Source organism: Halomonas heilongjiangensis (assembly GCF_002879645.1).
In the GTDB taxonomy this organism is placed as follows: Bacteria; Pseudomonadota; Gammaproteobacteria; order Pseudomonadales; family Halomonadaceae; genus Halomonas; species Halomonas heilongjiangensis.
On record NZ_PNRE01000025.1, the window covers coordinates 165,136 to 179,631 of the forward strand.

At 63.2% G+C, this 14,496-nt stretch carries 13 protein-coding genes; all 13 read right to left on the bottom strand.

Features of this window, described 5'->3' with window-relative positions:
• Position 1: 1 nt before the first annotated feature.
• The 13 genes from C1H66_RS05630 to C1H66_RS05690 all read right to left on the bottom strand — a co-directional run bounded on the left by C1H66_RS05630 (position 2) and on the right by C1H66_RS05690 (position 14,423).
• Positions 2–1,174, bottom strand: a complete 1,173-nt coding sequence (locus C1H66_RS05630) for an ATP-grasp domain-containing protein (protein WP_102626919.1) — start codon at positions 1,172–1,174, stop codon at positions 2–4.
• Positions 1,175–1,187: 13 nt separating this feature from the next.
• Positions 1,188–3,035, bottom strand: a complete 1,848-nt coding sequence (locus C1H66_RS05635; protein ID WP_181423407.1) for an acylphosphatase — start codon at positions 3,033–3,035, stop codon at positions 1,188–1,190.
• A gap of 128 nt (positions 3,036–3,163) precedes the next feature.
• Positions 3,164–4,552 (bottom strand): mandelate racemase/muconate lactonizing enzyme family protein, encoded by a 1,389-nt coding sequence (locus C1H66_RS05640; protein ID WP_146010685.1) that lies wholly within the window; start codon positions 4,550–4,552, stop codon positions 3,164–3,166.
• 54 nt (positions 4,553–4,606) lie between these two features.
• Positions 4,607–5,833 carry a sugar-transfer associated ATP-grasp domain-containing protein gene (locus tag C1H66_RS05645; protein WP_102626922.1) on the bottom strand — a complete coding sequence of 409 codons (1,227 nt, stop codon included), beginning with the start codon at positions 5,831–5,833 and terminating at the stop codon, positions 4,607–4,609.
• A 10-nt stretch (positions 5,834–5,843) separates the two neighbouring features.
• On the bottom strand, positions 5,844–7,025 hold the full coding sequence (locus tag C1H66_RS05650; RefSeq protein WP_102626923.1) for a hypothetical protein: 1,182 nt from the start codon (positions 7,023–7,025) through the stop codon (positions 5,844–5,846).
• Positions 7,025–8,044, bottom strand: coding sequence for an ATP-grasp domain-containing protein (locus C1H66_RS05655; protein ID WP_146010686.1), 1,020 nt, complete (start codon positions 8,042–8,044; stop codon positions 7,025–7,027). Before C1H66_RS05655 ends, C1H66_RS05650 begins: the two co-directional genes overlap by 1 nt.
• Before the next feature lie 53 nt (positions 8,045–8,097).
• Positions 8,098–8,655 carry a dTDP-4-dehydrorhamnose 3,5-epimerase gene (gene rfbC / locus C1H66_RS05660; RefSeq protein ID WP_102626925.1) on the bottom strand — a complete coding sequence of 186 codons (558 nt, stop codon included), beginning with the start codon at positions 8,653–8,655 and terminating at the stop codon, positions 8,098–8,100.
• 49 nt (positions 8,656–8,704) lie between these two features.
• Positions 8,705–9,583 carry a glucose-1-phosphate thymidylyltransferase RfbA gene (gene rfbA, locus C1H66_RS05665; protein WP_102626926.1) on the bottom strand — a complete coding sequence of 293 codons (879 nt, stop codon included), beginning with the start codon at positions 9,581–9,583 and terminating at the stop codon, positions 8,705–8,707.
• Positions 9,583–10,494 (bottom strand): dTDP-4-dehydrorhamnose reductase, encoded by a 912-nt coding sequence (gene rfbD / locus C1H66_RS05670; protein ID WP_102626927.1) that lies wholly within the window; start codon positions 10,492–10,494, stop codon positions 9,583–9,585. Before rfbD ends, rfbA begins: the two co-directional genes overlap by 1 nt.
• A 50-nt stretch (positions 10,495–10,544) precedes the next feature.
• Positions 10,545–11,621: a dTDP-glucose 4,6-dehydratase gene (gene rfbB, locus C1H66_RS05675; protein WP_102626928.1), complete on the bottom strand. Its 1,077-nt coding sequence runs from the start codon at positions 11,619–11,621 to the stop codon at positions 10,545–10,547.
• Between the two features lie 3 nt (positions 11,622–11,624).
• The gene (locus tag C1H66_RS05680) at positions 11,625–12,707 is read right to left on the bottom strand and encodes a KpsE/RkpR family capsule polysaccharide export protein (protein ID WP_102626929.1); all 1,083 of its coding nucleotides are present in this window, start codon (positions 12,705–12,707) and stop codon (positions 11,625–11,627) included.
• 23 nt (positions 12,708–12,730) lie between these two features.
• Entirely contained in the window at positions 12,731–13,612 is an 882-nt protein-coding gene (locus C1H66_RS05685; RefSeq protein ID WP_102626930.1) for an ABC transporter ATP-binding protein, read from the bottom strand.
• 4 nt (positions 13,613–13,616) lie between these two features.
• On the bottom strand, positions 13,617–14,423 hold the full coding sequence (locus C1H66_RS05690) for an ABC transporter permease (RefSeq protein WP_102626931.1): 807 nt from the start codon (positions 14,421–14,423) through the stop codon (positions 13,617–13,619).
• Positions 14,424–14,496 lie beyond the last annotated feature (73 nt).

Genomic DNA, 14,496 nt, shown 5'->3' on the forward strand with positions numbered 1-14,496 from the left:
CCTATCCATCCATCTGGATATCCACGCTGGTCGGCACCTCCTCGATGCCCAGACCATTGGCGTAGACCCACGTCAAGGCGCAGCCAGCCCAGGCTGGGCCAACGGCCTGGAACCGCACGCGTCCGGTCACTTCATCCAACTCTTCGAGGGTCAGATCGAGACCCATGGCTCGTCCGGTCCGCATCAGTTCGCTCTCCAGCCGCTGTCCATGGCTGATGCCGGCGAGCACCGCTGCGAAACGCATCGGGGCATCCAGCGAACGCCCCGGCGAGCCTCCGGCGACCCGCTCCAGTAGCTGTTGAGTCAGCGCGGGGTGATCGTAATAGAGCTTGTAGCACTTGAGGTGCTCAGAGAGAGCGATGACGGCATGATTGCCTTCCTGAGCCTCGATGGACGGATCATCGACGATCAGGTCGATACGCAGGTACGCCATGCCCTGCATGACCCCGGCCACCTTCTCCCCCAGGACGCGATAGCTCTCATGCAGCGTCTCGACTATCTGCCAGAGCTCGTCCTGCGGATGCTTGTGGAAAGCCGCCACCACCTGGCCTTCGGCCATCATCAGGCGCAACTGACGCCCTTCCAGCTGCTTTTCCAGCATGTAACGGACACTGAGCGGCAGGTAGTGGCGCCCGTGCTCGTCCACGTGGTCTTCCGAGAGTCGCGTCATTGCGTAGGGGGAAGCCGCGAGATCACTGGCCTTGTTCTTCTTCAGCTCTCGCGACTTGCGGAAGAGGAACTCCAGCTCGTCTTCGCTCTTGATATCCGTGATGAACTCTTCGTACAGGGTATTACGTATCACCGGCTTCAGGACCACCGGATAACCGAGCTTCTTGGCATAACGCAGGTGGTCGCGCTGTGAGCGCCCCGAAAAGGAAGCGGCGCTGACCACCTTGATGCCATGACGCTCGAGACGCGCTCGCCAGGCGCGAATGTCCTGGCAAAAATTCACCGCCGGCAGCAGGTTGCGGCCACTGACGCCACACACGAAGCCGGTGGGTTGCGGGATCTCGCCATCCCTGGCGGGGTGATCATAGTAATATGCCAGCTGCCGGGGTAGCAGCAGGGTGCGGGCACTGGCAGGCAGGCGCTGAGCATGAATCAGCAACCCTTCCTTGGTGATGCTGGGCAGGCTATCCAGCAAGGCACCGAAGCTATCGATTCTGACATCCATGGGGGACTCGCCTTTAGCGTATGAGGGTGAAGCCATCGTGCAGCGATTCGTTGACGTGCATGACCCTGACCGAGGTCGGCAGCGCCTCTGAAGGACCGCGGATGCAGGCGGTGGTCAGTGAGGAAATGGCGACCAGGGAACCCTGCAACACCGCCTCCACCGTACGCCGATCGCGATTCTTCACATACCCGTTCAGTCCCCCTTTCCGGGCGTGGCGGGCCACCCATTTGCGGAACCCCACCCCCGTTACCTTGCCACGGACCCGTACCTTCACCGTGATCCGGTCATCATCCAGCGGTGCCAGCGGCATGTCATGGTTATGCAGGATCTCCTCGATGGCCTGGCGCGGGACGTTCACGGCGTCACCGAACATCGGGTAACAGGCCGTACCGATGGCGGCATGTGCGTTCAGCTCGCAGATACCGATGTCGGTCTCTCCCACTGGCTTGCGATGGTCCTCGATCAGGAAATCGATGCCGCAGTAATCCAGCCCCGGCACGGCCTTCACCGCGTCCTCCGCCAGCTTGATGATGCTGGGGTGCATCTCGTGATGCACATTGACGCTATCCCCCCCCTGGGAGAGATTGCAGGAACCGGAGAGATTGACGCGTTCTCCCAGCGGCGGCACGGAGTGCAGCGTATACCCGAGCTTGTCGAGCTGATACTGGGTCGACTCCGTATAGACGATGGGCCGGGACTTGAGGTGGGGGATCTTCTGCCGATAGCGATTCTTGATCAGGATCAGCTCGGCCACGGTATGCTTGCCATCACCGGTCACCGAGGCGGGTGCCCGCAGCGTGGCGGCGCGCACCTTGCCGCCGATCACCATGATCCGGTAATCCTCGCCGAAGATGTGCTTCTCGACGATGAAGTCATCGTGACCCAGCTTGCTGGTTTCCAGCACATGAAAGGCGCTGCGCAGCTCCTCATCGCTGCGAATATTCGGCACCACCCCGATGCCGCGAACCCCAGTGGCCGGCTTCACCACCACCGGATAGCCGATCAGGTTGGCGTAGCGGGTGGCATTGTCATAGCCCCCCGAGGGAAACATCCGACCGCGGGGTACGGGGAATCCCAGCGGCGCCAGAAACTCACGGGTCGCCTCCTTGTGGGTGCACAGGGCAATGGCATCCACCGACACCAGGGGGGACCGGCTGAGCTTGAAGTAGAAGCGCTGCCCAGCCTTGTCGGCAGTGAAGACGCCCTTGCCGGTGCGCAACACATTGAAGCCCTGGCGGAGACACTCGCGCTCCATCAAGTGGCTCTTGGCATCCATGGTGCCAAGCGGCAGCATCAGGGGAGTGTCATCGAAGGCGTTGGGGTGCAGCGGCGGAGAAGGCGCCTGGAGCACGCCCTGCAACCGTGGCTGATAGGTGTAGGTCGGTGGCTCGCCCTCGGGGAGGTAGAGCACCTGTTCGGCACGGGTGAACAGCGCCTCGACCAGCGCCTCGTCTTCCGAGGCCGCCGGGGGTGCGCCACGAGCCTCGCCCTTCATCCGTCGTGCGAAATCGATGAAGAGTTGCTTGAGCGCCTTGTGGATGCTGGAGACCGCTCGTTGTATCTTGGCCCACTGGCGCAGGTCGAGCGGCCTGGCGTCGTCGATCAGCTCTGCCGTGGGCTCCACCCAGGCCTTCACCTGAGGCCCCAGCCGTCCATTGGCCAGGGCCTCGGCATCGAGCTGGCTTCCCATCAGCCGTGTCGCCACCGTCTCGAGGTACTCCCAGTAACGACTGGTCATGGGCTTGCCTGGACGCTGACCGACCAACCCTTCCACGGCGCCGGTGATCTCACGGTCCTGGGTGCCGATGGTCACTTTCAGGTAGTAATTCACCTCACCCCTGGTCGACTGTTCATCCGCCATCGAGGTCAGCCTTTCGGCGTGAGGTCTCGAGTACGCGACCAGCTCAATACGCTTGACGCTATAGTTCTCTTGCGGCATGTCGCACCATCTTCAAAAAGCCGGGCGGATCACTCCGCCCGGCATGTTCCTCAGTTGGCGCCTTCCAGCGCCTTGGCCAACTTCTCGTCGCTGTACTTGAACCGCTTGCCCTGCTCGGCCTCGCGTCCGAGGAAGCGGTCATCGAAGGCACTCCTGAGCAGTGCCTTGCGGGCGTCACGATCGGGAATGCGGCCTTCGGCGCCATAGGCGCGATGGAACATCATCCGCCGCCTGAGAGCGGAACGGCATACGTTGGTCGCCCAGCCGGCGCCCTCGGGCGCGACCAGCTGATTGTCTTCCCGTTCTGCACGGGGATGTACCAGGCGCACCTTGCGTTCCTTCTGGAACGTGGCCGGGAAGTACCGGCATGTATCCAGGCTTCTCGCCAGCGCCAGCATGACCAGGGTGTTGAAGTTGGTGGTGTTGGGCAGGTTGCCCAGGAAGATGCCGCCCTTGAAGCCCAGCGCCTTGGCTTCACGCTCGGTCTCCAGCACCTCATGGAAGCCACCGGCCTTCTGGGGCGTTACCTTGAGATCGACGTAGGGCATGTAGGGGGCCAGGGTGCGAATCGATTCGACACCCCAGATGGGCTTGGCCAGCATGATGCGGATCCGCTTGCCCTTTGCATAGGCGAAGGCTTCGCGATAGAAGGCATCGGAAATCTCGGCGAAGGGATCCTCGACCACGACCTCGACGCCCAGCTTTTCGACCAGCCCGGTCAGGGTGATATCGTCACAGAAGCGCTTCCAGTCATCCAGTTGCCACCGTTGGCCAGCGTTGAGAATAATGCCCTGAACGGCATGCTGCTTGCCGCCCAGGGCGAACAGCAGGGAGTTCACCAGGGCACTGGCCTTGTCGGCTTCGATGCGACGTCCACGGCGCAGCCATCCCTCCACGACCTTCCCTCCCGCAATATCGGAGAGCAGCTTCTCTGTGTTCTTCAGGCGATCATTGAACACATTGCGCACCATGCCATCTTCACTGGCTCCAGCCACCTGCTGGCTCACCGGGACGCCCTGCTGTTTGGCGAGGATATCCAGCAATGCACACTCGGCAGCAAAGCATACCGATGGACTGGGCCGTTGCTGGCTGATGCCCTCCTCGGTGTAGCCGAAGATTTCGCTTACGACCTGTTGCACCACTTCACGCACCTGCTGGCTCGGCTTCTTCTCGCCAGCCGGCACGGGAAGCGATTTCCCGGTAAGCCCTCGTGCCAACTTCTTTGCATAGCGGGTAGCACGGGACAGGGTCTCTGCACTGATGCTGGAAGGCCTTGCTTCACCGAGTCCAACGTACTCTTTCCCATCCACTTCGGCCGTCACCTTGAAGAAGATGGAGTATGCTTCGGACTCCCGTCCGCTGAGGCTATCACCCTGCTCCTTATCGGCCTTGGTGACAGGCTTGTTCTTCAACGTGAAGATATCGATTTGAGTAATCATCTCTAGGACCTCCTTGTGGCTCCAACTATCACTTTGCAAGAATCCCCTCCTGCATCACCCTGCTGCTGTTGCTTCCTGCTTCTCCTTGTATTTCCCAAGAAGTCCTTCTTTTTTATAGAATTCGACCAATTCCTGGCATTCAAGCAATGGCCTGTTCATCTGAAAAAGTCGAACCTGGCTATAACTGTTGCCCTCGAGGACCACGACGCCTTCGTCATCGATGATGAGATCGAAACCGCAGTACTTGACGTAAGGCAACTGATTGAATACACGGCATATTCCGCGCCTTATATCGTCCCACGCCGGCACGCGCTTGCCCTGGATCCTTTCCCCTGTATCGGGATGGCACTCCCAGCCATGGCCCTTGTATTTCCCTTCGGCCGCCACGGCACAGCCGAGTTCACCACTGACAAGGTCGACTTCGGCACTCAGCCCTCCCAACGAGAAATTATCGATGGGATAGGATTCGCTCGTACCGATCCGTTGCACTGCCCGCATGACCCTGGCTTGTCCTGAGGTCGGGCTGCGAACGACCAACACTCTAAGCGTATTGACCGTCAATGGAAACAGTGTTTGAGTAAAGACACCTTGCTGTATGTAATCGTTAAGGATGAAGGGAACTTCCTGCCCGGCCAACACCTCACCGAGCTCATCCACCTTCACGATGATGCGGGAGTGGCTATCATCGTTGGTTTCCATTACCGCATGGTGACGATCGGTACGAATGAAGTAGACACTTCCACCTCCACCTCCGCCCAACGGCTTGGCAACCATCATGCGTCCGTCATCCTGACCGTTGATGACACGATCCCATATCGGACTGTAGGGAATGGCTCGCCCGTTGCGGAAGGTGGCGATGATGTCAGGTACTCGGCAGTAACGACCCAACACCTGGGTAAACAACACCTTGTCATTGAAGACGATACTGTAAGATCCGTTGACCAGTCTCGTCAGCCAGCGCTGAACGTCGCTGAGGTAGAGATCGATATTGTCCGGATCGAGTCCGTATAGCCGTACCTTTTCAGGAAGAAATCCACGCTTGTAGAGGAACTTGGCCTGTTTCTCGCTGAGACGCTCCAGATCCGGATCGGCATGGAAGTCGAGCGTGAAGCGCTTGTGCAGTGCCAGCGCCTCCGGGCCACTCAGGCTGGCCATGAACTGCTGGTGGTGGTCCCTGGGAAGGTCCGGCGACGTTGCCGCCTGGGCCCTGGAGAACGGCCTTGCTGACTGCGGTATCGAGCGTCTGAGCAATACGGGCTTGCTGGGCGTTAATTGCATCATGGTGGCTGTCCTAGATTCCAAATTCGCGAATGAACTCGACGGCCGCCTCGGACTGCATCAAGGGACCATGCACCTGAAAGGGAACGACACTCGGCTGGCTACTCAGCTCGATCAACCGTGGCGTATCACCGCCGATCTCGATGTCGATCTGGGCGAAGGTGAAGATGGGCTTGTGGGTGATCACTGCCAGAATCTCTCTCTCGATGAATCGCCAGGTCTCTTGATAGCGGCCCCGCTCCCAGGGCCTGGGAAGTCGCGGGCCGGTCAGGAGGGTGTCGGCCCGGTAGCGCACCACGCTCTTGACGCGACCAGTGTTGAGCGAGAGGCGATAACTCTTGGCCGAGTGTCGCCCCAGGGGGCACTCGGTGCGCTCCACCACGGCGGCCAGCGGAATCAGCGCGGCGCTCGCCGGGTCGAGCATCATCAATACCTTCAGGCGAGAGGTCGAGACGGCGGCGGCACGGGGCGATCGCATCGGCAGGCGCCGTGCGAACAGCTGATATTGCAGCGCCGGGGTCTCGAGCAGTTGGCGCGCATTGCCATTGGTCAGCGGTAGCAGGCGGGCCTGAAGATCACTCACATAGGCGTCGGCCTGGGCATTCGGCAACCGGTAGAGCGCCTTCTTGTCCGGCAGGAAGCCGCGGTTGTGCAGGTATTCGGCGTCCTCCTGGGCCAGCCAGCGGGATCCGAGCAGAAAATCCCGACTGAACTCCCGCCAGATCTCCACCCCTTCGGCCTTGTCCAGCCGTTGTACGCGTCCCTCGTGACTGAGGTCGGCACTGCGCTTGGTATCGTAGATAATCCGCGAGTGGCGCCCCCCGCGCAGGTAGGGCAAGCGTTCGCGGATTCCCGCCAGGTGCGGTGTGGGCCGCCGCTCTTCATGGCGGCCATAGCGCAGGTAGTGGATGAGGGGATTGATGCCGGCGCCACGAACGTCCTCGTACTCTTCGAGATACCAGGCCGTATGGAAACCGGGGCCCGGGCTCAGGCCCTGCCGGGCCCCCAGGCTCATGAAGTGGCCCAACGGGTCCCGCTGTGCCTGGGGGTCCTGCTGGAGTTCGGGATGGTTGCCGAGGTACCACTCGGCGTTGAAGTAGCCGCTGCGCAGGATCTCCTCACGCAGCAGCGTCGGGCGATGTCCCACGACGCGCAGCAGTCTGCGCTTGGCTGCATCGAGTACCGGGTTCGGCATCAGGCACCCAATCGGCTGATGTGGCTGGCGATGAAGGGGTCGCCCAGCAGGGGGCGATGGATCTGGTGCGTGGCCAGATGGCCCTCGCAGGCAGCAAAGAAACTCGGCCCCTCGTCGGTGAGCACGAAGGAGAGGCTGCAGGCGCGCAGGTAGGAGGATTCGTCGAAGAAGGCCATCAGCATCTTGCGAATCTCTCGCCAGCCGGGCAGGTGCTGCCCGACGAGGCGGCTCCCCGTCTGGGGATGGGTCGGAAAGTCGGTGAGCGTGTGAAGCCGCTCGTCCAGCCCCTTGCAGGAGGTGATCAGGCCGGTCTCGTCGTCGACTGAGGCGCTCAGGGCGCCCTCCTCGACCCGCAGGGCGGCGCTGCCGTCCTCGCGCTGCCGTCCGATCACCAGGGTGGCGGCAGCGAGTTGTGGTCGCCATTCGTGCGGCTCGCGGACCAGCAGCACATTGAGCAGGTTGAGGTGACCGGGGGCCAGCCCTTCGGCAAAGCCCCCCTGGGGAACGTGTTCGGTCAGAACGTAGGCGCAACCCTGTCGGCGTGCCTGCTGCTGAAGGGCCTGCACCAGCTCGTCGCTGCGCCCCTCGCCCAGGGGACCCTGGAAGCGGCCTTGCTGCAGCAGGATACGCTGATAGGAGGCGGCCATCCTTGGCTGCATGGGATGCACGATCAGACCGCCCGACGCCTGATCGCGCTGACGCCACCAGGGCGAGGCTGCCCACTGCACCTCTTCCGCACTCACCACGCAGTAGATCTGCGGGGCGCGGCAGTAGTTGCTTACCACGTGGGAACAGAGCACGCGGTCGGCCATGACCGCCTGGTACTTGGCATTGGCAGCCTGCAGGCGCAGGGCTTGAAAGTCGCTCAGGTAGCCGTCGACGCCGTTATCCGCCATGTCGTACAACGCCCAGCGGCTGCGCAGGAACCCGGCGTGGAAGAGACGCTGCTGGAGCTCCTCGGACAACCCGTAGTTCGGCTCGTCCCAGTAGGCGAGGGAAAAGGCCTTCCAGGCTTGCAAGGTATCGATGTCCTGCGCGTCTCGTACGGCTTGTTGATATTGGCTGAACATCTTCAAGGGATCTCGCTGGCGTGGAAGTCGGAAGCGAGGCGATCCTTGTCCGACAGGATCGGCTGGCTGCCCCAGCACCACGCCTCGCGTTGCCAATCGATGGCAAGCGTCGGGTCATCCCAGCGGATGGAACGCTCGAACCGTGGTGCGTAGTAGTGGGTCGTCTTGTAGAGCACGTCGGCAGTGGTACTCAGCACCACGAAGCCGTGGGCGAAACCTTCCGGCACCCAGAGCTGCCGGTGGTTGGCCGCGGACAGCCGGGCACTCACCCATTGCCCGCGAGTGGCGGAACCGCGGCGGATGTCCACGGCGACATCGAGGATCTCCCCGGCCACGACCCGCACCAGCTTGCCCTGGGGCTGCTCGACCTGATAATGCAGCCCGCGCAGCACCCCGCGTGCAGAGCGGGAGTGGTTGTCCTGAACGAAGGTGGCGCTCACGCCGGCAACGGCTTCGAAGTCGCGCCGGTTGAAGCTTTCCATGAAGAACCCGCGCTCATCGCCATGCACCCTGGGGGTGATCAGCAGAACGTCGGGGATTGCGAGAGGCGTTGCTTCCATTGCACTGAACATCCATGTCGTGGGGGCCGGCGGCCCTCGGCAGGGCCGCCTACGGGGCTGGGGTCGCCAGATGGAGCAGGTATTGGCCGTAGCCGGTCTTGGCAAGGGCCTCGCCCTGGGCGATGAGCCTGTCGTCATCGATCCAGCCATTGCGCCAGGCGATCTCTTCCAGGCAGGCGACCTTCAGCCCCTGGCGGTGCTCGATGGTCTGCACGTACTGGGCGGCTTCCAGCAGGCTGTCGTGGGTGCCGGTGTCCAGCCAGGCGAAGCCGCGGCCCAGGCACTCCACCTGCAGGTCGCCGCGAGCCAGGTAGGCATTGTTGATGCAGGTGATCTCCAGCTCGCCACGGTGGGACGGGCGGACGCGTCTGGCGATCTCGACGACATCGTTGTCGTAGAAGTAGAGTCCGGTCACGGCATGGTTCGACCTGGGCCGGGTCGGCTTCTCGGCGATCGAGATGGCGTTCCCCTGGGGGCCGAATTCCACCACGCCGAACCGCTCGGGATCCTTGACGTAGTAGCCGAAGATGGTGGCACCCCGGTGGCGTCGGTTCGCTTGCTGCAGCTGGGCGGTGAAATGCTGGCCATGGAAGATGTTGTCGCCCAGCACGAGGCACACGGGATCGTTGGCGATGAAACGCTCGCCGATGAGGAAGGCCTGTGCCAGGCCATCGGGCGATGACTGCTCGGCGTACTCCAGCGATATCCCGAACTGGGCGCCATCGCCCAGCAGACGCTGGAAGGCAGGCAGGTCATCGGGGGTCGAGATGATCAGGATCTCCCGGACCCCGGCGAGCATCAGTACCGAGAGCGGGTAGTAGATCATCGGCTTGTCGTAGATCGGCAGCAACTGCTTGGACACCCCATGGGTGATGGGATAGAGCCGACTGCCGGCGCCGCCGGCCAGGACGATGCCTTTACGCGTCATCACGAATGCTCCATGGGTTCTCTCAGGCGGGCGCCCGTGGGGTGAGAGAGATACTCTCCGAGCGTGAGTGCCAACTGGGCCTCCCAGTCGGGCAGGGGTGTCCTCAGGGCGGCTTCGAGCTTGTCGAGGCACAGCCGCGAGTTGAGCGGACGCGAGGCCGGGGTGGGATAGCCGGTCGTGGGAACCGGCATGACCGCATCGGGTGCCAGCGTCATGGCGACGCCCTGGGAGTCGGCGAACCGCAAGATGGCCTGGGCAACGCCGTGCCAGCTCGTCTCGCCGCGAGGCGCGAGGTGATAGAGGCCACTTGCCAGGCGCAGGGAGAGTGCCTGGGCCGTGACCCTGGCGATCAGGCGGGCCGGAGTGGGAACGCCGACCTGGTCGGCGACCACCGCGAGCTGTTCGCGCTCCAGGGCCAGCCGCAGCAGGGTCTTCATGAAGTTGCGGCCGTAGGCGCTGTAGACCCAGCTGGTACGGAAGATCAGGTGCTGGCAGCCGCTCTGCTGGATGGCCAGGTCCCCTTCCAGCTTGGTCTGACCATAGACATTGAGCGGTGCGGGGGTCGCATCTTCCCGCCACGGCGTATCGCCGCGGCCGGAATAGACGTAATCGCTGGAGTAGTGCACCAGGCACAGGTCATGCCGCTTGGCATGCCGGGCCAGTTGGGCGGGCAGTTCGGCGTTCAGGCGCCGGGCGAGCGCCGGTTCGCGCTCGGCCCGGTCTACCGCCGTGTAGGCCGCGGCGTTGACGATCAGATCGGGGCGATGCTGCGCCAGCCAGGCATCGACCGCCCGGGCGTCGAGAAGATCGAGCGAGTGACGGGAAGGAGCCAGGACCCGGCCCAGCAGGCTGAGCTGACGCTGCAGCTCGAAGCCGACCTGGCCGGTGCTTCCGGTGACCAGAATATTCATTGATGCCATCCATGCCATCGAGTTGAAGAGGTCAGGTCGAGTCGAGGAGATCAGGTGACCGTGTCGGCCAGGCCGAGACGCTGCCCCTGGTAGCGGCCCTCCTGCACGCGCCGCCACCAGCTCTGGTTGCGCAGGTACCATTCGACCGTCTTGCGCAGCCCGCTCTCGAGCGTCTCGTGCGGCACCCAGCCCAGCTCGCGGGCGATCTTGCCGGCGTCGATGGCATAGCGCCTGTCGTGGCCCGGCCGATCGTCGACGAAGGTGATCAGATCGCGATACGAGCGATGCGACGGGGCCAGCTCCTGCAACAGGTCGCAGATCGCTTCGACGACGGCGAGATTGGTCTTCTCGTTGTGACCACCGATGTTGTAGGTCTCACCGACCCTGCCGTCGCTCGCCACCCTGATCAGGGCGCGGGCGTGGTCCTCCACATGGAGCCAGTCGCGGACCTGCTGGCCGTCGCCATAGACCGGCAGCGGCTTGCCGGCCAGGGCGTTGAGGATCATCAGCGGGATCAACTTCTCGGGGAAATGGTGGGAACCGTAGTTGTTGGAGCAGTTGGTGATCAGGGTCGGCAGCCCGTAGGTGCGCTGCCAGGCCCGCACCAGGTGGTCGGCGCTGGCCTTGCTGGCGGCATAGGGGGAGCTGGGTGCATAGGGAGTGGACTCGGTGAACAGGCCCTGCCGATCGTCCAGATCGCCGTATACCTCGTCGGTGGACACGTGATGAAAGCGGAACCCGGCCGCCTTGCCGGGCTCGCGCTCCAGCAACTCATTCCAGTAGCCACGGGCCACCTCCAGCAGTACCGAGGTGCCGACCACGTTGGTCCGGATGAACTCGGCCGGCCCATCGATGGAGCGATCCACATGACTCTCGGCGGCCAGGTGCATCACCACATCGGGCCGCTGCTCGGCAAAGAGGCGCTGCATGGTCGGCGTATCGCAGATATCCGCCTCGACGAAGAGATGGCGCGGGCTCGTCGCCACGCCTTCCAGCGAGCCCAGGTTGCCGGCGTAGGTCAGCTTGTCGACGTTGACCACCCGGTGCTCCGTCGTCCCGATCAACTCGCGCACCACGGCCGAGCCGATGAAGCCGGCACCTCCCGTCACCAGAAACGTCTTGGCCATGGGTCAGTCCTTATGATCACGCACGATCAACACGATCATGTTGAGAATGAAGGTCACGAACAGGGCAAGGATGCCGAACACCGTGGCGTTGTAGAGCCGGCGCGGCTCGACCGCGTACTCGGGGAACACCGGGCTCTGCAGGACCGACACCTGCTTGAGGGTACGCGCCGCCTCGATCCGGGTGTTCTCCAGGGCGGACATGGCACTGGAGTAGGTTTCCTGGGCAAACTGGGCCCGCAGTTCCAGCGTCTGATACTCCGACGAGATCCGGTTGAGCGAATCTCCCGTGGCCTGGGCCAAGCGGTCGCGCTCCTGGTCGATCTGCTCGCGCAGGGCGCGGATCTCGCTTTCCACCCTCACCATCTCCGAGGATTGAGCACTCTGGAAGCTGCCCAGGGCACTGCGCCGTGCCTGCAAGCGAGCCAGCTCGCCTTCCAGGGTGCCCACCACCTGGTTCAGGCTCTCCACGGTGTTGGTGGGCGATACCAGACCATGTTCGTTCTGGTAGTCGAGCAGGTCGGCACGTGCCACATCCAGCCGCTCGCTGAGACGCCCCAGTTGCTGCTCGAGGAAGCGCACCTGCTCCTCGGCCAGGCGCTGCCCCATCTCGTTCATGTGCTCCTCGCCGGCTTCGAGCAGCAAGGAGGCCAGTTGATGGGCGAACTCCGGCGTGTAGGCCTGCACCTCGATCTTGAGCACCTGGGCATATTCGTCCATGTCGATCTTCACCCGGCTCTGGTAGTACTGATGCAGGTCCTCGATGGGCACATCGGGGTCACGCAACCGCGAGAAGAAGTCACCGTGGCCGGAGTAGTGCTCACGGAGGTCCAGGGTTTCCTGTGCCCGGCGCAGCATGTCGACCGACAACAGGTGCTCGCGCAACAACAGCAGGTCGCTGGAACCACCTCCGCCCCCGAGGATCGAGGACATCGAGACGTCGGGCGAGGCGAGCTGTGGGCTCTCCAGCACCACCACCGTGCGCGAGACATAGCGATCCGTGGCCCAGAGGGTCCAGTAGGCACTCACCAGCACGATCACCGCGATGCAGATTCCCCAGTAGGGATTACGTTTAAAGAATGCTTTCATTCATCAGGCCTTGTAGGAAAACCTCAATCATCGTCATCGGCCTGCTCCTTGACGGCCGCAAGCTCCGCCTTGCGCTGCCTGAGCAGTTGGCGTTTGTGCGTCATCGATGCCATCAGGGTATCGAGATGCGCCTGGTCGGCACCCGCGGCCTGCGCTTCGGCATGGGCCGCCTTGACGGCCCGCAGTTCCTTGCGCGCCTCCCAGGTCGCCGTTCTCGCCTGCCGCAGAGGCGCCGAATCCGGCATGCCGCTGGTCTCGTGGTAGGCCGCGATCGCGTCGTCTATCTCGTCGAACCACTGGGCCCTGCCCTGATGGAGAAAGATGCCGGCCTGACACATGTCCCGCAGGATGGCTTCGCCATGGGAGACCATGATCAGGCTGGCCTTCCCCACCCGGTCCCGGAAGGCCTGCTTGGCCTTGGCCTTGAAGGCCCTGTCCCCTACCGAGGTGGCCTCGTCGGAGAGGTAGACGTCGAAATCGAAGGCCAGGGAGAGGCCGAAGGCCAGGCGCGAGCGCATCCCGGACGAGTATGTCTGCACCGGGCGGTCGAAGGCCGGGCCGATCTCGGCGAACCCCTCGACGAAATCGATGACTCGCTTGACGCCCTGTACGCCGCCGCCGTGCACACGCGCCACGAACTGGACGTTCTGGCGGCCGGTCATGGACCCCTTGAAGCCCCCGGTGAGCCCGATGGGCCAGGAGACGCGGCAGCGACGAATCACCGCCCCTCGCTCGGGAGAGTCCATGCCGCCGATCAGCCGCAGCAGGGTCGACTTGCCGGCCCCATTGGGGCCCACCAGGCCGACGCTCACGCCCTGGGGAATGGTCAGGTTGATGTCCTTGAGCACCCACTCGTTGTGCAGGTGGTTGTGGTAGCGCTTGTACAGTCCCTTGAGCTCGATCATGGCATCACTTGGCCTTCAACTCTTCGGTGAAGCGCAGGTGCAGAATCAAGCCCAGCGCAATCAGCGACAGCGCGAATAGCCACACATACAGCAGGCTGATGCCCTGAACGGCCTTGTAGTTCTCGAAGAAGCCCAGGCGCAGGAACTCGAGCGCGTGGGCAATCGGGTTGTAGAGCATCAGTTGCTGGATATGGTAGGGCTTCATGCCCATGGGAATGATGACCCCCGACAGCAGCATCAGCGGCAGCGACAGCATCCGCACGACGCGTCCGATCTCGGGGACCAGCGCCGCGGCCGCCGATACGGCCAGGCCCACACCGGCGCCCAACGCCCACAGCGACAGCCAGGCCCACATCGCGAACATGGGCAGATCGGCGAAGAGATCGAACCCGAGCATGAGCCCACCGGCGATGAAGATCAGAAACACGAAGGTGCGCAACAGGCCCTCGAGCGCGATTCGGACCAATACCGTGTCGACCGGCAGGACCTGGCGATAGGCGAACAGGCCCTGGTTGGCCTCTACCGCGCCTACCGGACGGTTCATGCCCTCCCGGAACAGGAAGAAGCCCATCAGTCCGACGATCAGCCAGGGGATGAAGTCGGCGCCGATCACGAAGCGATCGCCGCGAATCATGCTGCGTATCGCGATGAAGATGCCGACGAAGGCGATCGGCTCGAAGATCATCCAGAACCAGGCGAAGCGGTCGGCCATGGTGCGCGAAACGGTTTCACGCATGAACATGGCAAACCAGACGCTACGCGTGACCTGCCAGGGGGTACGGGCACCGTTGGTGGTGTCGATGTCAGGCATGGGAGTCGATACCGGCCACGAAGGTGGCCTGTGATTCAGGGTTGACTGGGGGGTTGCCTCGCGCAGGCGCCTG

Bases quoted from the DNA above. Each gene is read 5' to 3' on its own strand.
- rfbB (WP_102626928.1), bottom strand. From the start codon at position 11,621: ATGGCCAAGACGTTTCTGGTGACGGGAGGTGCCGGCTTCATCGGCTCG.
- rfbC (WP_102626925.1), bottom strand. From the start codon at position 8,655: ATGGAAGCAACGCCTCTCGCAATCCCCGACGTTCTGCTGATCACCCCC.
- C1H66_RS05690 (WP_102626931.1), bottom strand. From the start codon at position 14,423: ATGCCTGACATCGACACCACCAACGGTGCCCGTACCCCCTGGCAGGTC.
- rfbA (WP_102626926.1), bottom strand. From the start codon at position 9,583: ATGACGCGTAAAGGCATCGTCCTGGCCGGCGGCGCCGGCAGTCGGCTC.
- C1H66_RS05680 (WP_102626929.1), bottom strand. From the start codon at position 12,707: ATGAAAGCATTCTTTAAACGTAATCCCTACTGGGGAATCTGCATCGCG.
- C1H66_RS05650 (WP_102626923.1), bottom strand. From the start codon at position 7,025: ATGCCGAACCCGGTACTCGATGCAGCCAAGCGCAGACTGCTGCGCGTC.
- C1H66_RS05635 (WP_181423407.1), bottom strand. From the start codon at position 3,035: ATGGCGGATGAACAGTCGACCAGGGGTGAGGTGAATTACTACCTGAAA.
- C1H66_RS05640 (WP_146010685.1), bottom strand. From the start codon at position 4,552: ATGATTACTCAAATCGATATCTTCACGTTGAAGAACAAGCCTGTCACC.
- C1H66_RS05645 (WP_102626922.1), bottom strand. From the start codon at position 5,833: ATGATGCAATTAACGCCCAGCAAGCCCGTATTGCTCAGACGCTCGATA.
- rfbD (WP_102626927.1), bottom strand. From the start codon at position 10,494: ATGAATATTCTGGTCACCGGAAGCACCGGCCAGGTCGGCTTCGAGCTG.
- C1H66_RS05685 (WP_102626930.1), bottom strand. From the start codon at position 13,612: ATGATCGAGCTCAAGGGACTGTACAAGCGCTACCACAACCACCTGCAC.
- C1H66_RS05630 (WP_102626919.1), bottom strand. From the start codon at position 1,174: ATGGATGTCAGAATCGATAGCTTCGGTGCCTTGCTGGATAGCCTGCCC.